At 66.9% G+C, this 16,050-nt stretch carries 13 protein-coding genes and 1 tRNA gene; 4 read left to right on the top strand and 10 right to left on the bottom strand.

All coding sequences use genetic code 11. The features are described from left to right. Window positions 1-841: 841 nt before the first annotated feature. The gene (locus ACYQR9_RS03955) at window positions 842-4,597 is read left to right on the top strand and encodes an AAA family ATPase (RefSeq protein ID WP_461228779.1); all 3,756 of its coding nucleotides are present in this window, start codon (window positions 842-844) and stop codon (window positions 4,595-4,597) included. Window positions 4,598-4,719: 122 nt separating this feature from the next. Here ACYQR9_RS03955 and ACYQR9_RS03960 read toward each other — a convergent pair whose 3' ends face one another. From ACYQR9_RS03960 to ACYQR9_RS03975, 4 genes are all read right to left on the bottom strand, one after another. Next, complete coding sequence (locus ACYQR9_RS03960; protein ID WP_461228780.1) at window positions 4,720-6,633, bottom strand: methyl-accepting chemotaxis protein; 1,914 nt, start codon at window positions 6,631-6,633, stop codon at window positions 4,720-4,722. A gap of 560 nt (window positions 6,634-7,193) precedes the next feature. Continuing rightward, window positions 7,194-9,008, bottom strand: coding sequence for a M10 family metallopeptidase (locus ACYQR9_RS03965; RefSeq protein WP_461228781.1), 1,815 nt, complete (start codon window positions 9,006-9,008; stop codon window positions 7,194-7,196). A 231-nt stretch (window positions 9,009-9,239) separates the two neighbouring features. After that, window positions 9,240-9,692 (bottom strand): cupredoxin domain-containing protein, encoded by a 453-nt coding sequence (locus tag ACYQR9_RS03970; protein ID WP_156467635.1) that lies wholly within the window; start codon window positions 9,690-9,692, stop codon window positions 9,240-9,242. Between the two features lie 140 nt (window positions 9,693-9,832). Then, a complete protein-coding gene (locus ACYQR9_RS03975) occupies window positions 9,833-10,495 on the bottom strand; it encodes an HAD family hydrolase (RefSeq protein WP_056422673.1) in 663 nt (220 codons plus the stop codon). Window positions 10,496-10,730: 235 nt separating this feature from the next. On the opposite strand from ACYQR9_RS03975, the gene ACYQR9_RS03980 reads away from it, so the two are divergent. Continuing rightward, the gene (locus tag ACYQR9_RS03980; RefSeq protein ID WP_461228782.1) at window positions 10,731-10,982 is read left to right on the top strand and encodes a hypothetical protein; all 252 of its coding nucleotides are present in this window, start codon (window positions 10,731-10,733) and stop codon (window positions 10,980-10,982) included. Window positions 10,983-11,053: 71 nt separating this feature from the next. Here ACYQR9_RS03980 and rmf read toward each other — a convergent pair whose 3' ends face one another. The 5 genes from rmf to ACYQR9_RS04005 all read right to left on the bottom strand — a co-directional run bounded on the left by rmf (window position 11,054) and on the right by ACYQR9_RS04005 (window position 12,711). Further along, window positions 11,054-11,242 carry a ribosome modulation factor gene (gene rmf / locus ACYQR9_RS03985; RefSeq protein ID WP_207411070.1) on the bottom strand — a complete coding sequence of 63 codons (189 nt, stop codon included), beginning with the start codon at window positions 11,240-11,242 and terminating at the stop codon, window positions 11,054-11,056. Between the two features lie 77 nt (window positions 11,243-11,319). After that, window positions 11,320-11,655, bottom strand: a complete 336-nt coding sequence (locus ACYQR9_RS03990) for a hypothetical protein (protein ID WP_461228783.1) — start codon at window positions 11,653-11,655, stop codon at window positions 11,320-11,322. 76 nt (window positions 11,656-11,731) lie between these two features. After that, the gene (locus ACYQR9_RS03995) at window positions 11,732-12,019 is read right to left on the bottom strand and encodes a hypothetical protein (protein WP_461221871.1); all 288 of its coding nucleotides are present in this window, start codon (window positions 12,017-12,019) and stop codon (window positions 11,732-11,734) included. A gap of 95 nt (window positions 12,020-12,114) precedes the next feature. After that, complete coding sequence (locus tag ACYQR9_RS04000; RefSeq protein WP_461228784.1) at window positions 12,115-12,363, bottom strand: hypothetical protein; 249 nt, start codon at window positions 12,361-12,363, stop codon at window positions 12,115-12,117. Window positions 12,364-12,634: 271 nt separating this feature from the next. Next, window positions 12,635-12,711, bottom strand: a tRNA-Arg gene (locus tag ACYQR9_RS04005). A gap of 189 nt (window positions 12,712-12,900) precedes the next feature. Here ACYQR9_RS04005 and ACYQR9_RS04010 point away from each other — a divergent pair. Together ACYQR9_RS04010 and ACYQR9_RS04015 are read left to right on the top strand one after the other, a co-directional pair. Next, the gene (locus tag ACYQR9_RS04010; protein ID WP_461228785.1) at window positions 12,901-13,950 is read left to right on the top strand and encodes a cysteine synthase A; all 1,050 of its coding nucleotides are present in this window, start codon (window positions 12,901-12,903) and stop codon (window positions 13,948-13,950) included. 188 nt (window positions 13,951-14,138) lie between these two features. Then, window positions 14,139-14,294 carry a hypothetical protein gene (locus ACYQR9_RS04015; RefSeq protein ID WP_018046049.1) on the top strand — a complete coding sequence of 52 codons (156 nt, stop codon included), beginning with the start codon at window positions 14,139-14,141 and terminating at the stop codon, window positions 14,292-14,294. Window positions 14,295-14,360: 66 nt separating this feature from the next. On the opposite strand, the gene ACYQR9_RS04020 is transcribed toward ACYQR9_RS04015, so the two are convergent. Continuing rightward, window positions 14,361-15,785, bottom strand: a complete 1,425-nt coding sequence (locus ACYQR9_RS04020) for a trypsin-like peptidase domain-containing protein (RefSeq protein ID WP_461228786.1) — start codon at window positions 15,783-15,785, stop codon at window positions 14,361-14,363. Between the last annotated feature and the right edge of the window lie 265 nt (window positions 15,786-16,050).

Genomic DNA, 16,050 nt, shown 5'->3' on the forward strand with positions numbered 1-16,050 from the left:
TTTCCCCCCTCTTAATTAAATATTTCGAGAGGCATTAGCACGATGCGCGACAGACGCATATGAAGGGATTCTACTGTTGCGCTCGGAAGTCTTGGCGTAGCGTCTCATCGCATCGTTTGTGGCGCGATGTCACACTCCAGCCTCCCTTAGGATTGGTGGAGCCATGTTCCTATGTTGGCTTTCGAGCCCGACAAAAACTGCTTCTCACGGCGGTGTTGGGGCGGGACCTGTCTGTCCGTTCTACGGCTGGCTTGGGTGGATTGCGGATGGGTCGTCAGCGATAAGGTCGTGAGATGTGGCCTCATGACAGGCGCCGAAGAGCTTCCAAGCGCGGCACGAGGCAGATGCTGCACTCTTCGATCTCGTTTTCTCCTCCGAAGAGACCGCTCGTTTCCTTCCGGCGTTCTCCGAGGGGGCGCAGTCAAGATGAGCGACTATGGGCGTCCGCCATCCCAAGAGCTCCGAATGCGGGTCGATGCCATCCGGTCTGCGGGACCGTTCACACCAATTTTGGCACCAGCGCCGTCATTCCGGAGCGCCGAAGGCGAGCCCGGCCCCGGAGGGCCGCGCCAGAGGCGTGCGAGCCAGATCCGCCGGGCGTGCCCTATCGAGCCCACGGAGCGGCTCTGGATTCCGGGCTCAGCGATGCGGCCCCGGAATGACGACGTGGCTTGTTCAGTGTCATGCCACATCCCGTTCACCCGAGTTCGAAGCCCTGCCGCCATCCCGCCGCGTGTGGACATCGTTGCGCGGCGTCTGCATCACCCTCGTCCGCTCGTCATCCTGGGCTATGACACCCTTCCCCGCATCCCCCTGACTTCTTGAGACGAGGCCACGACCCTTGCGCATCCTGGCGATACGCGGCGAAAATCTCGCGAGCCTGGCGGCTCCCTTCTCCGTCGACCTGTCCGGCGGCCCCATCGGCGCCACCGGGATCTTCGCCATCACCGGCGAGACGGGGGCGGGCAAGTCGACCATCCTCGACGCCCTCTGCCTCGCGCTCTACGGGCGCTATCCGCGTGTCGCCACGAGCGGCCGCGAGCGCGCGCCCGATCCCGGCGGCGATCCCATCACCATCGGCGACGAGCGGGCGATCCTGAGGCGGGGGGCGACGGAGGGTTTCGCCGAGGTCGATTTCATCGGCCGGGACGGGCAGAGCTACTGCGCGCGATGGTCGGTCTACCGAGCGCGCGGCAAGGCCAATGGCCGTCTCCAGAACAAGACGCGCTCCCTCACCCGGCTGGCGGACGGGAGCTCCGTCGGCGACAGCAAGGCCGGCCTCGTCGACGCGGCGATCTGCGACCTCACCGACCTCACCTTCGACCAGTTCCGCCGCACCGTCCTGCTGGCCCAGGGCGAGTTCGACGCGTTCCTCCTGGCTGCCGAGGGCGAGCGCGCGGAACTCTTGGAGAAGATCACCGGCACGGCGATCTATTCCGAGATCTCGAAACGGGTTCATGCCGGCACCGAGGCGGAGCGCGCCAAGGTGAAGGAGCTGGAGGCTCATCGCGACGCCGTCGGCCTCCTCGACGAGGCGGCGCGGACGGAGAAACACGCCGAGCGGGCGCGCATTCTCACCGAGGTGGCGGAGTTGTCCGGCCGTCTGGCGGAGCTGAACGCGGCGCTGGCCCATGCACGGCGCATCGCCGACACACGGGGGCAGGTGGCGGCGGCCGAAGCCCGCCTCGCCCTGGCGCGCGAGGCGCTGGACATCCATCGGCCCGACAGCCTTCGCCTGGCCGAGCTCGACGCGGTCGAGCCCCTTCGCGAGCCGGCGAGAAATGCGGCTCGGGCAGAGCGGGATCTCGCCGCCGCCGAAGCCGCCCTGGCACTGGCCCTGACGACGCGCGGCGAGGCCGAGGCGCGGGCCGGCGCCGCGCGGGTGGCTCATGACGAGGCCGCCAAGGCGGACGAGGCGTCGGAAGCCGGGTTCAAGGCGCTGGGGCCGGTGTGGACGCGGGCGGCCGAACTCGACACCCGGATCGGCGAGGCCGCCACCGAATCCGCCCTTGCCGCCGAGGCGGCCGACGCCGCCAAGGCGAAGGCTCTGGAGGCACAGACGGCGCTGGCCCATCTGGATGCCAGTCACGCGGCGGCAGCGTCCGCGCGCAGCGACGTCGCCGCCCGGTTCGCGGCCGATACGGGCGGGGCTTTTCTCGCCCAACGGACGAACGAGGCCGAGCAGCTTTTCGCCAAGCGCGCGAGCCTCGGCGCGGAACTGGCCCAGGCCAAGGCCGATCTCCGCAAGGCCACGGACGAGGCCTCCCGCCTCTCGGCATCGATCGCCACGGGGGACCGGGCGATCACACAGGCGAAGGCGGCGCGGACGCAAGCGGCCGAGCGCCGGGCAGCGCTGAGCACCGAGCTCGAACAGGTCGGCGAAGCCTCGGCACGGGCGCGCTCGGGCACGATCGACCGGCTCGCCGAGCAGCTGCGCGAGGCGCTGCCCCTCGCGCGCAGCCACGCGGAGGCGTCCCTCGCCCTCGAACGGGCCAGGACAGAGGCGGAATCCGCGAGGTTGGCCCTCGAATCCGCGCGGTTGGCCAGCGAAGAGGCCGCCGCCCGGCAGGCCCGCGCGGTCGAGCTGCGAAAGGCCGTCGCCCCTCTGGCGGAGCTGGCCGAGGAGGCCGTCTCGCAGCAGGCCGCCCATCTGCGCAGCGTGCTGATCGAGGATCAGCCCTGCCCGGTCTGCGGCGCCACCGATCATCCGCATGCCCGGGACCAGGATCAGGATGGGCTCGGGCGGGTGGCGGCGGCACTGAAGGCGCAGCGCGCGGAGCAGGATGCGGCCATCGCCGCCGCCGGACAATCCCAGGCGGAGGCAGCGTCGGCACGCGCCGCCGCCGGTGCGAGGTTGAGCAATACCGAGCAGGCAGCGGCAGCCGCCATCGAGACGCTGGACCGCGCCAACGCCGCCTATGCGCTACTCCACCCGCACCTCCTCGCCACCCATGGCGATGCGGCGGTCGGCGGACATGTCCCGGCAAGGCTCGATGCCGAGGCGGTGTCCATGCTCACGGGCCTGATCGATGCCCTCAAGGTCGCACGCGAGCCGCTGCTGGCCGCGCTGGAGCGGGCCGGGACATTGCGCGGCGAGATCGACGCCGTCGCGACGCGGATCGAGGCCGGTGGCCGGGAGATCGAGGCGGCGGAACTGTCCCGCGCCGCCGAGCGCGAGGCCCTGCGTCTGGCCGAACTCACCGCCAACGGCGAGACGGTCCGCGTTTTGGGCCATACGGAGCGGCTCGACTCCCTTGCCCGCGAGATCGCGCCCTATCTCGCTTGCGCCGGCCTGTCGCTGGCCGATCTCGACCGGGACGGGGCTGGCGCGGCCAGGCGCGTGGCCGAGATCGCCGCCGTGCACCGCACCCTCGACCGGCAGCGCGACGAGCTCGAGCGGGAGGTCCAGGCCCTCGCGTCGCGTCGTGCCGGCGCGGTCGAGGCCCTGGACTTCACCCGTGCCGCCGCGGACGCGGCCGGACGCCAGGCGCTGGCCCGTTCCGAAAAGCTCGCCGAGCTGCGGGCCGAACGGGCGCCCCTCCTCGGCGGCGAGGAGACCGGCCTGCATCGGACCCGGACCAACGACGCGCGCAAGCTCGCCCGCGATGCGCTGAAACGGGCGGAGGAGGCCCGCGCCGCCGCCCTCGCCGCCCTCGCCTCGGCGGTGACGGCGGCCGAGCACGGGACCTCTTCCCGCGACGCGGCCCGGCGGCTGCGTGAGGAGGCCGATGCCGTCTTCACGTCCGCCTGCGCCCCGCGCAGTGTCGAGGCCGTGCGGGAGGCCCTCGCCCTCGCGCCGGAGATCCGCTCCTCCCTGCGCCTCGCCGTGGATGCGCGCATGGCGGAAGCCCGCGAAGCGGAGACCGCCCTCGCCACGCGGCGGGCCGACCTCGCAAACCTGCTCGACGCGCCCGAGATCGACGGTCCCGCCACGCAAGCGGCGGCGTCCGGCCTCGGCGAGACGATCACCGCCCATCAACAGGGTCTCGGCGCCATCACGGCTGATCTCGAACGGGACGACGCGGCGCGCCTGCGCGCGGCGGGGCTGGAGGCGGCGATCACCGAGGCACGCGCCGACTTCTCTGTCTGGGAGGCGGTGAACGACGCCGTGGGCTCGGCCAGCGGCATCAAGTTCCGCCTCTTCGCGCAAGGGGTGACGCTGGAGCACCTGGTCCGGCTCGCCAACGAGCACCTGCTGGCCCTGAGCCCGCGCTACCGGCTGGTGCGCGGCGACCCGGCCAACCTCTCCCTCCACGTGGTCGACCGGGACATGGGCGAGGAGGTGCGCGCCACCCGCAGCCTCTCGGGCGGCGAGCGCTTCCTCGTCTCCCTCGCCCTCGCCCTTGCCTTGTCCGGTCTGGAGGGCCGCGATTCCTTCGTCGACACGCTCTTCATCGACGAAGGCTTCGGCTCCCTCGACGCCGAGACCCTCGACCTCGCCGTGGACGCCCTGGAGACGCTCCAGGGCCGCGGCCGCAAGGTCGGCGTCATCACCCATGTGGCGGCGATGATCGAGCGCATCGCCGTGCAGGTCCGGGTGGAGAAGCGCGGCAACGGCCGCAGCGTGGTCAGGGTCGTGGAGGCGGGGGCGGGGTGAGGCCGGGTCTGGCCGGCGCCGTCCGGCTTCCTCCAAGGGCACGAGGGGTGGGACGCCGCCCGGTGGCGTCCCACCCCTTCCATTCTCGTCCGTCCAAACCCGACGACGTGTTCCCCTCGGGGTCAGGCGGCCCGCACGGTCGCCAGGAAGCGGCCGACCTCGCTCGAGAGATACTCGGAGTGACGCGAGAGTTCGGACGCCGAGACGAGCACCTGGGCGGCGGCGGCTTCCGTTTCCTCGGCGGCGCCTGCCACGCCGGAGATGTTGTAGGTCACCTCCTTCGTTCCGGCCGCCGCTTCGGCCACGTTCCGCACGATCTCCTGGGTCGCCGCCCCCTGCTCTTCCACCGCGGAAGCGATGGCGGTCGCGACACCATTGATCTCCTGGAGGCGGCCTGCGATCTCGCCGATCGCATGGACCGTCTGCTCGGTGGAGCCCTGAACACGCGCGATCTGCCCGGAGATCTCCTTGGTGGCCTGGGCCGTCTGGTTGGCGAGTTCCTTGACCTCGGCGGCGACAACGGCAAATCCGCGTCCCGCTTCCCCGGCCCGCGCCGCTTCGATGGTGGCGTTGAGGGCGAGCAGGTTCGTCTGGCTCGCGATCGTCGAGATCATCTCGACCACCGCGTCGATGCGCGCGACGCTGCCGCTCAGTTCCTCCACGAGACGGCGTGTCTCGCTGGCCTCGGACACGGCGGATTGCGCGAGATTGGCGGAGCCATCGACCTGACGCCCGATCTCCTGCACGGACGATCCCAGTTCCTCGGCCGCGGCCGCGACGGTGTTGACGTTGGTCGCCGCCTCCTCGGCCGCCGCCGCCACGGTGGTCGACCGACCGGCCGTCTGCCTGGCGGCCGATGTCATCGTCTGGGCCGTGGCCTGAAGCTCCGTGGCCGACGAGGCGACGAGCCCGATGACACTGCTGAAGGACCTCTCGAAATCGTCGGCCATCGCCATCATCGTGCTCTGGCGCTCCCGGAGAGCGGCTTCCTTGGCGATCCGATCACGGTCGGCCACGTCGGCGGCTTTCTGGGCGACCATCGTCTTGATGCCCTCCACCGCTCTCCCGACCGCGCCGATCTCGTCCTTCCGGGCGGCGGCCTTGATCTCGGTGTCGATGTGACCGGCGGACATGTGCTCCAGAACCTTCACGAGACTTCCCAGCGGACGGGCGACCGTGCGTGACAGGAGCTGGCTGACGACGAGGGCCATGATGACCAGGGCCGAGAGCGTTGCGACGATCATCACGAACTTGAGGCGCTGGACGGGGGCGAACGCCTTGGCCTGATCGATCGACAAGGCGACGTACCATTCCATCGCGGGCGGCAGGTTGGGCACGCGAACGAAGGTCATGAGCGTAGAACGGCCCTCCTCCGTCACCTCCGTGAAAGCCGGTCCGATCGGCGGAAGGGGTCCGGAGACCAAGTCGGAAAGCGGCTTTCCGAGGAGCTCGGCCTTTGAATGGACGAGGATCTTACCGGTCTTCGAGACCAGGTAGGCGTAGCCGAAACCACCGATATCGACCTCGTTGATCATCTTCGAAAGGACATCGACACTGAAGTCGTTGCCGATCACGCCGAACAGCTCCTTCGTCTCGTCATAGACCGGCGCTGAAATCGTGATGGTCATTTCCTGGGTGCTGGCGGCAATATAGGGGTCCGTCATGGCGACGCCCCCGGCTTCGACCGCAGCCTTGAACCAAGGACGCTCGCGTGCATCGTATCCTGGCCGGATGGGGCCCTTCGGGATCTTCGTGTAATTCCCCCGGACGTCCCCGAAGGAACTGAGAATGAACGACTTGGTCATGGCCGGCGATCCCAGAACCTTGTCGATCTGACGGTCGTCCATTCCCTTGACGATCTGCTGGGTGGCCATTTCCGCCAAGTCGGATTTGCCGATCAACCAATTGCTGACGTTCCGGGACGCGGCGTTTCCGAGATTGGTGGCGCTCAGCCTGACCGCCCTCTCGACTTCCTGAGACTGGCTCGTAAACAAGTATAGCGACAGGCAGATCAGGACCAGGAACAGGGAGATCACGATCGACGCCGTCGCTTTGGAGGCGACGCCGGAAAATCCTCCGAAGAGAGTATTGCGAGAGGTCGCTGCTTTCACGGCCCTGTTAAATAGCATTATATAGCCTATTCGTTGCCGTCTTACCCATGGAAGACTGCGCCCTCCATTTGCATGTGCAAGCGCGATATCGCCCACGAAGCTTAAGTATTAATTAATTCTTACTTTATGTGGCGGCTAACATTCAGCAATAGTCATCGGCTTGTTTGCAGACTGAAGAGAGCGAACAGGTCTCACCCGGCATTGCGGGGCTTTTATCGATCGTTGTGGAAGAGCAGCGATGAATCGGCCGCCTTTCCCCTGAGAGCCCCTTGAACAAACGCCCAGCGACCGAGTGACCGGGCGGCACGGCAATCGGCCGCCATGGCGAGATGGGGTTTGCAAGCGGACCATGCGGCATGAACGGCCTCATACCCGGTCTCACTGATCCTGACCCATAGGTCAGGATCAGTGAGATCCGGCGCACGACCGCCCCCGCGCCGTCGCGCGGGCAGGCCTCGATGAGTCAGACTCAGCGAGGTCTGTTCTCAGACGAAGAAACCCGAATCGACCTGCGAGACTCGGATATGGTCGAGCTCGACCGTACCGCCGCCCGACAGGGTGAGCAGGGCATAGCCGTCGGAGGATCGCCCGACGGCATAGCTCTGCCCGGAGAGATCGATCCGGTCACCGCTCGAGGCGCTGAAATCGAACAGCGTGTCGTGTCCCGAATGGATGTCGAAAACCGAGCGGTTGGCTCCCGCGCCGAGGAAGAACTGGTCGTCTCCGCGCCCGCCGATCAAGACGTTGTCGCCCCTGTCGCCGATGAGAACGTCGTTGCCCCAACCGCCATAGAGCCTGTCGTTGCCGGCGCCGCCTTCGAGCCGGTCGTTGCCCAGGCCGCCGAGGAGCGTGTCAGCGCCGTCATTGCCGTAGAGCCGGTCGTGTCCGGACCCGCCATTGAGGGCATTGTCGCCCGCATTGCCGCGCAGCGCATTCGCCCCATCGTTGCCGGTGGCCTTCGTCGCGGCATTGCCGATGAGGATCAGGTGCTCGACATTCTCGCCGAGCGCGTAGGAGACGCTGCTCCGCACGTAGTCGGTTCCCTGGCCGGCCCACTCCACCACCACGTCGCGCCCGTCATCGACGAGGTAGGTGTCGTTCCCGGTCAGGCCGAACATCTTGTCGGACGAGAGGCCACCGTCGAGCCTGTTATCGGCCGTGTTTCCGACGATCCGGTCATGCCCCCGGCCGCCGATGGCGTTCTCGATCAGGGAGCGGGGATCGCCCTGGTGCAGGAGCGCGTTGGCGACGTTGCCGACCGCGATCGCGTCGCCGCCGCTATAGGCCTGATGGTTGACGAGCTGCGCGGTGGAGAAGGTCGAGAAAGCCCCCGGGCGGAGATCCACGTCGAGGGCGGTCGCATAATTGGAGAGATCGTAGGTGTCCCGGCCGTTGCCGTCCCAGACGGTCATGGAGATCTTGTTGGAGGTCGGAGCGCCCTGGCCGATGCCGTCGATGGATAGCTCGCCGGTCTTGGTGTCCCAGCGATAGGTCGTGTTGCCACTCTGGGTCTTGAAATTGGCGCCGTAGAGGAATTGCAGGGCGGCGATGTCGTCCTGCATGTAGGTCTGAGGCTGGTTGAACCCCTCGCCTTCGAACGGATGATCGAAATTGGTCGGGTCGGACCGGTAGGTCATCAGCGACCAATCCTGCCCGTCCTTCTCCAGGGGAAGCGCCGCCGTGCCGTAGCGGGGCGGGCTACCGGCGAGACCGAGGTCGCCATTCAGGGGGACGTAGGTATAATCTTGATGGCCATGCTTCAGGCCGAGCGCATGCCCGATCTCGTGCATGTTCGTTGCCTGGCCCCAGTTTCCGATCGCCGGAACGCTGTAGAACGGCTGGTCGGAGTAGGTTCCGAACCAGACATCCCCGGCTTGGAGATTGCTCGACGGGAAGTTGGCATGGGCCGAGCCCTCCTCTTTCCAGAAGGTCTGGCTGAAGCGCAGCTCGGCATGGGTCGTGGCGGTCTCGGTGATCTCCTGGAAATTCAGGTTGGTGTAGGAAGCCACGAGGTCGAGGGTGTAGCGCGTCGCCTCCTGCTGCTGCGGATCGAAGGCCTGGTGGTAGAGGGGGTCTCCGAACTGACCCGGATTTTCCTCATAACCGGACCCTTCGTAGAAGCTCCCGCTCGTGGGAAAGCTGTAGGTCAGCGTGCCGATCGTCCATTTCGCGCCGATCAGGACCCCGTCGATATGGTCCTCCCCGGCGAAATGGTACGTCCCGTCGCGATCTTGGAATTGATACAGCAGGGCGGTCTTGCCGTCGCTGCGGCTGGCTGGTGCTGAACCCGGTACGGCCATTGTCTCGCGCCTTCACAATCGAGCATGATTGTTCGCGCCGTGATGGCCGGTCAGGGCGATGGCTCGCATCGACAGCGCTCAAGACTGGGTTCTTGAGGCTTTCCGGTTAAGACATAGCTTAACGACACTGAGAATGGTGGCCGGACAGGCGGATCTCCGAAGAGTTGCCAGGGGCAGAGCAGCCGGCCAAGAAGATGACGGCGCACGGCTTTGAGCCGGAGCGCCATCTGGTCATCCGGCGGGTGGCGTCAGGATCAGCTTGCCGACGAAGGGGGCATCGGCATTACGGGTGCTGGTGCAGCCATAGGCGGTCTCGCCCGCCTTCATGGTCCGCAACCGCAGCACGCCCTTGCCGTTCTGCTTCACGGTGTAGCCCTTCTCGCTCATGACGTGGACGAGGTCGCCATCCGCGTGCAGCACCTTGGCGTTCTCGAACTGTCCCTCGGCGGTGATCGTTACGGGCGCGTTCGCCGTGCTGACGATATGAAGCTCCACATTGGTGTCGGCGGGCAGCCGCAACTCGGCCGGACTGCAGACGGGCTTTCCATTCTCGAGTGCAACCGTCAGTTCGACCGGCGGCATCGCATCGGTTGCCGGTGGCGCCAGAGGCTTGCTTTGGGAATAAGCCGGACCCGCAATGAGTACGGCCGCCGCTACGGCAAGGCTTCGACGAATCGTCATCATCTTTATTGGCTCCGTTACTTCGCATCCAGGCGGTGCGCAGCGTCATTCTGATAAGAACGACCACTCGCCCCTGTTCCAGGCTGCGACGAAGCGAGCCCCTGACCTGCGCTCCGACGGAGTGTCGGACCGATGGGGCGATGTCAGGCGACGAGGGGAGAGCGATCGAAACCGGCGAGCAGATCCTGCGGGTCTCGATAGATCGCGATGCAGCCGGCCTTCGACAGGTCCGCAGCGGGGAAGCCGCCACAGAGGACGCCGATCGTCGAGAGACCGGCTTTGGCCGCGGCCTCCGCATCGTAGGGCGTATCGCCGACCACGAGGATCGATCGAGGTTCGAGGGGCGCGAGTTTCTTCAGGGCCGATTCGAAGATGTCGGGATGGGGCTTGGAGCGCTCCACATCATCCGAAGACGTAACGACGTCGACGAGGTCGGCGATGCCGAGCAACTCCTGATAATGCTCGACTTCGTCCTTCTTGCCCGAGGACCCCAGGGCGATCCGTAGATCCGCTGCCCTGATCCGCTCGAACAAAGCTCTCACCCCGGGGAACGGCCGCACCCGATCCAGGTACTCGCGCTTGAACAGGTCGGAGCGGTAAGCCTCGATCGTCTCGCCCTCGCGAGCGACGCGATCCGGCGGCAGGAAGACCGGCATCAGCTCGTCGCCGCCCTTGCCGATCTGGCGCCGGACCAGAGCGGGATCGGTCTCCACCCCGAAATGGGCGAAGGCATCGACCCAGGCCTGGGCATGCAGGTCGACACTGTCGAGCAGCGTCCCGTCGATATCGAAAATCACTGCGCGCATTGGTGGCCCTCCGCGCCGACAACCATCGGGAGGATGCGCCGTTCCGCCGGACTGAGGCCAAGGACCGATGGATGGCGGTCGAAGGGGGGTCGCGTTGCGGTCGAAACGGGGGCCGCGTTGCGGTATCCGACGCGCCGCCGCTCCCCGCCAAAATGGGTCAGAGCGTGGCGGCGTGCCGCCCCGATGCGCGAATAAGCATTATCATGCTATATATTATCCTGGGCGGACCGCGTGTATGGCATTTTCGTTCTTGACCGAAGTGAGCGCCGTTTGCCCAATGATGAGCCATCACTGTCTCGACCCCCATGATCCCTACGCCCAGGCGGAAGTGCTGGTGACGTTCGAGGGAGTTTTCCCCGACATCCGCCTCGTATCGGCCATCGACCGGGAAGGTGACGACATCCTCTCGGATCTGATCGATGAGCAGAAGCGCGATTTGATCGATGAAATTGCCGCGTTCTATTACGAGGCGCGGACGGCAGCCTGACCGTCCGTCGCGCTTTGTTTACAGACGCGGCCCTTCCTTCTCTCACGCGATGGGCCGCGCCCGGCTTCCGCTCAAAGACGCCTTTCGTACGATGGTCGGACCGGCTCTTCCTCGCGCGGCGTGCCGTCATACCCTTCCATCCAGGATAAACGCTCCTCGCTATCGCGAGGATAGGGACATGCATCCTTGGGATGACCATGGATGCGGGCCTGCGCGCCCTGCTCGATTGGGTCGGGGCGCGAATGACGGATGTCGGCCATGGAACTGCCTCCGTGCTATGGGTGTGATCGATCAACTCTGACGAACCGGTCGATGATCCCGCGACCAAAGGGTTCTCTCAATCCTTTGTCCCCTCGGAGTGGGGCGACGGCCAAGCCCGGCGCTCGGCGTCCACCCCCGCACCATCGGCCTTGCAACCCGCCGCCGGATTGTCCCTCTCGTCATCCTCGACCTTGCCGATCATCTGCTCAAGCAGCGGTGGCAGCTTCATCGCATAGGCATCGAGGATGATGGCGGCATCGAGCAGCGCATGGATCTGCGCTTCGGGAATGGGTTGACTGGCGATCTGGGCGCCGAGGACACGGTCTACCAGCTGGCCCGCGAGCCGAGAAACTTCCGACAGCCGGCCAACCACATCCAGAGCGGTGGAGGAGGTATCCCGGCTCCGGCTCATGGCAGATGGTCTCCCCCGTCAGGTGCTCGACCCATGCCCCCACGCGCGGGACGCTTCTCGCCGGCTGCGTCGACCGTCAGCGCAAAGCCGCCGTGACGGATCTGTCGATCGGGTTCAGGGATGTCATCCTGGGTCCGCGCATCTCGGGGGCGGTCAACTCGACATCGTCGAGTACCGCATTGGCGATCGCGACAAGGTCTTCCGCCGCAGCATCCATCCGGGGACGAATGGCCTCGGCCAGACGCGTGACGAGGGTCTGCTCGACGCCTGGGTGGATCCGCGAATTCACCTGCCTGACATAGGCAGCCAGAACGTTCTCCGCGATGTCGCGCGCGGCCTTATCGGCTTCGGGTGTATCCTGCATGGAAAGCTCCCTGATGGTGGAGATCGGATCTTGCGAGGCGGCTCTTTGACGAGAGCCAGCCTCTGTCGCTTGGCTCGACAAGTCTCGAAACGACATCAGTGTTTCAGGAGGGTCTCGAACTTCTCCTGGGACGGCAGCGTGTTCGAGAATTGCGAAAGGCGGCTCAGGCTGGGCTCGGTCAGACCGCCCGCATTCGCATAGGCAGCGAGTGCGAAGCTCACCAGCAGTTCCGCTTCCTCCTGCGTAACGGCACGTCCGCTCAAGACGCTCGCGGCTCCCCGCACCGCATGCACGGCCTGAGCGAATGCCGGATCTCCTCTCAGCTCCGCGACACGTCTCGGCACCCTTCCCTCCTTCGGCTTCGTTCGCCAACGATCGCCAACCCGTGGCGGATCGTAATCGATCAAAGCGTCAGAATAGCCTTGGTTTCATCCGTCCCGAACGGCGCAGCACGGAAAGGCACGTCCGAATCGATCGGACAGCGAGTCAGTCGCTTGAACGATGAAGCAGGATCAAGAATGAGATAGGGTAGGGTTAATTTCACAGGGCGCTCACGGTGTTACCCGTAGCATGGCTCCTGGAAGTTTCAGCTAGACTGGAAACCTAGCTAAGTGTTGGCGCGCCCGAAAGGATTCGAACCTCTGACCCCCAGATTCGTAGTCTGGTGCTCTATCCAGCTGAGCTACGGGCGCCGACCTGACCGGGGGAGAGTTGTGCGCTCCGCCGTCGGTGGGGGTGTCTAGAATCTCCTTTTCAGCTTGGCAACCCCTTCTCGACAGATACGCGTACCTTTCTGCGATCCGCGTGATCGTGGGTGGTCGCGGGACGCCGTGTCGGTCATGCTCGTCGCTCCTCACATCGCAGGAGACGCCCGACCCGTCATGACCACGCGCACCCCTTCCCTCACCGGCGACGTCCTCGCCGCCATCGGCGGAACGCCGCTGATCCACCTGCGCAGGGCGTCGGACCTCACCGGCTGCACCATCCTCGGCAAGGCCGAGTTCCTCAATCCCGGACTGTCGGTGAAGGACCGGGCGGCCCTGTCCATCGTCGCGGATGCGGAGCGGCGCGGGTCGATCCGGCCGGGCGGCACCATCGTCGAGGGGACGGCGGGTAATACCGGCATCGGGCTCGCCCTCGTCGCCTCGGTCCGCGGCTACCGCACGGTCATCGTCATCCCGGAGACGCAATCGGCCGAGAAGAAGGAGACGCTGCGCCTCGCCGGCGCCCGCCTCGTCGAGGTGCCGGCCGTACCGTTCTCCAACCCGGACAATTACGTGCATGTAGCGCGGCGGCTCGCCGAGCGCCTCGCTGCGACCGAACCCGCCGGCGCCTTCTTCGCCAACCAGTTCGACAACATCGCCAACCGCCAGGCGCATGTGGACACGACCGGCCCCGAGCTCTTCGCCGCGACGGAGGGTCGGATCGACGGTTTCGTCTGCGCCGCTGGGACGGGGGGCACCCTCGCCGGCACCGCCCAGGCCTTGCGGGCGCTCAAGCCCGGAATCACCGTCGCGCTCGCCGATCCAGAGGGATCGGCGCTACATGCCTATTACACCACCGGCACGCTGAAGGCCGAAGGCTCCTCGATCACCGAAGGGATCGGCCAGGGCCGGGTGACCGCCAATCTCGAAGGGTTCCGGCCGGACCATTCCTTCCGCATCCCCGACACGGAAGCCCTGGACATCGTGTTCGGGCTGATGCGCGAGGAAGGGCTCAGCCTGGGCGGCTCATCGGGGATCAACGTCGCCGGCGCGATCCGGCTCGCGCGGGTTCTCGGCCCCGGCCACACCATCGCGACCATTCTCTGCGACGGGGCGGCGCGCTACGCATCGAAGCTGTTCAACCCGGCTTTCCTTACCGAGCGCGGGTTACCGGTGCCGGCCTGGCTCACGGAAACGGCGGGCGATCTCCCCGACTGGCGGGCCTGATACCGGACGGTGACGGGTGCGTCTCATGGCCGTCCGACCGTGCTGCTGGGGCTGAAATCGACTTTCCTGCAACACCGTCATCAATCTGCATCATCGTGACGCGGTCGCGTTGAACGGAATCGGCGGATGGACGTTGCACCGGTCAAGCTCAAGCAATGTTGGTTGGGCGTGACCGGAGTTTCTTTCCCATGACCCTGACCACCATCCTGCTCATCATTCTGATCCTCGCCGTCCTCGGCGGCGGCAACTTCCTCGGTGGCGGCGCTTATCGCGGGCAGAGCTTCGGTCTGGGCGGTATCCTCATCATCATCCTGATCGTGCTTCTGGTCACGGGACGCCTCTGACCGCACGACCGGATCTGCGGGGCGTTCCGGCGCCCCGCAGGTCATGCATCCGGGACAACGCGATCCTTATGGACAGGTGAGGCCGACCACCGAGTCAGCCACCCTGGAGGCGACCGCGCCGAGGGTGGAACCCGATCCGCCGCTGGCCGCCCCCGGCGAGATGCCGTTCTCGGCCAGGAACGCGAAGGCCACGAGGCCATCGACCATCGGGTAGCTCATTGGCGGCGCCACACCGGCGACGAGACGGGGCGACGACGGATAGCGGGCGACAAGGCCCGCCAGGGCTCCGTCCCGGTCGAGCACGATGGCCCCCGACGATCCGGGCTGTAGCGGCGCGGAGAGCCGATCCCCGGCGGCTTGGCCCGACGAGACGGCGATCCCGCCTCCCGCATCGGCCCCCAGGACCACGAGCGCATCGCCCGGCGTCAACGCGCTCCCTTTCGAGGCCAGGGTGGCAACGCGGCCCTTCGCGCCGGTCCCTTCGAGAAGTGCCAGACCGCGGCCTGCATCCACCTTGACGATGCGTGCTGCCGCGCCGGCGATCCGTGGTGCCGCACAGGTCTCCAGGACCGAGGAGCTTGTCAGGACACGCCCCGGGGCGACGACGAGGCCGATGCCTGTCGTCACAGCGGCGCGGACCAGAGGCGGCAGGGCTTTCACCGCCGGAGCCGGCGTGGACCTGTCGAGTGTCCCACCGGGCTTGACCGCTACCTGGGCAGGAGCGGCATCGGCCGTCTCCGGGAACGGTACGAAGCTGTTGGCGACGGCGATGACCAAGCGGTCTACATCCGGCCCGAGGGCCTTGTCGTAGCCGATGGTGAAGCCGCGAACTCCCCCCGGGGCGGCGGCATAGCGGATGTAGGATTTGCCCGTCGCCGTCTCGCCGGTGACCACGAGGAAATCCGGCCGCTTGATCTTGTAGGTGACCTTGCGGTCGGGGCCCGGCGCGGTGATGCGGGTGAACAGGGCGTCGAGGCTGGTCTCGTCTGGAGCGAAGGACTTCGTGTCGAGGGTGACGCGGCCATCCCCGCCCTGCCAGCGGGTTCCGCCGGCCTGAGGGCTGCGCTTGGCGAGTAGCCGCTCGGGCACGCCGATCATGACGCCGCTCGCCGAATCGGGCTTCACGGTGAAGCGCGCCGCCTTCCGAGCCATCTCGCCGGCTGCGAGGATCGCCGCCCGCATCCTCGCGTCCGGGAAGCCGGGCGCCGGGTTGCCGGCACGCCTCTGGTAGGAGAGCAGGGCGTCATAGGTGCGGCGCCCAAACGTGCCGGTGATGACGCTGTTGTAGTCGCCGGTCCAGACCAGGGCGTCCTGCAGGCCCTTCCTCTCCGCCTCCGGCAGGGGCTCGAAAGCCGCCTTCGCCGCCTCGAAAGCGGGGTCGGCCGCCGGTGCCGCACGGGCAGGCGCCTGGGCGGGGCCTTGCGCCTGAACCGGCAGGACGAGGAGGGCCAGAGCCGCCGCAACCCCTGCGAATCGCGCGCGCTGCGTCATGGTCCACGCTCCCCGATGGCCTGTGCCGATGCCGTTTGCGAAGGTGTGACAGAGGGATCGCCGGATTTCCAGCCGATTGTCAGAGCGAGCGCGTCATTGCGGCGCGCGCGCGAGGTGCTAGGGTCCGGCGCGGCACCGAGGGGGGATCGGATGCCGCCGAAGACGAGGTGGGCGATGTCGGGATCAACCAGGCTCGGGCGCGCGACCGCCCATTTTTCCATAACCGTCTTTGCCAGAAGCGTTCTCGCCAGTACTCTGGCGCTCG

This window comes from Methylobacterium sp. CM6241 (assembly GCF_054817845.1).

Bases quoted from the DNA above. Each gene is read 5' to 3' on its own strand.
- ACYQR9_RS04020 (WP_461228786.1), bottom strand. From the start codon at position 15,785: ATGACGCAGCGCGCGCGATTCGCAGGGGTTGCGGCGGCTCTGGCCCTC.
- rmf (WP_207411070.1), bottom strand. From the start codon at position 11,242: ATGGCCGACATCCGTCATTCGCGCCCCGACCCAATCGAGCAGGGCGCG.
- ACYQR9_RS03965 (WP_461228781.1), bottom strand. From the start codon at position 9,008: ATGGCCGTACCGGGTTCAGCACCAGCCAGCCGCAGCGACGGCAAGACC.
- ACYQR9_RS03980 (WP_461228782.1), top strand. From the start codon at position 10,731: ATGGCATTTTCGTTCTTGACCGAAGTGAGCGCCGTTTGCCCAATGATG.
- ACYQR9_RS04015 (WP_018046049.1), top strand. From the start codon at position 14,139: ATGACCCTGACCACCATCCTGCTCATCATTCTGATCCTCGCCGTCCTC.
- ACYQR9_RS03975 (WP_056422673.1), bottom strand. From the start codon at position 10,495: ATGCGCGCAGTGATTTTCGATATCGACGGGACGCTGCTCGACAGTGTC.
- ACYQR9_RS04010 (WP_461228785.1), top strand. From the start codon at position 12,901: ATGACCACGCGCACCCCTTCCCTCACCGGCGACGTCCTCGCCGCCATC.
- ACYQR9_RS03995 (WP_461221871.1), bottom strand. From the start codon at position 12,019: ATGCAGGATACACCCGAAGCCGATAAGGCCGCGCGCGACATCGCGGAG.
- ACYQR9_RS03990 (WP_461228783.1), bottom strand. From the start codon at position 11,655: ATGAGCCGGAGCCGGGATACCTCCTCCACCGCTCTGGATGTGGTTGGC.
- ACYQR9_RS03970 (WP_156467635.1), bottom strand. From the start codon at position 9,692: ATGATGACGATTCGTCGAAGCCTTGCCGTAGCGGCGGCCGTACTCATT.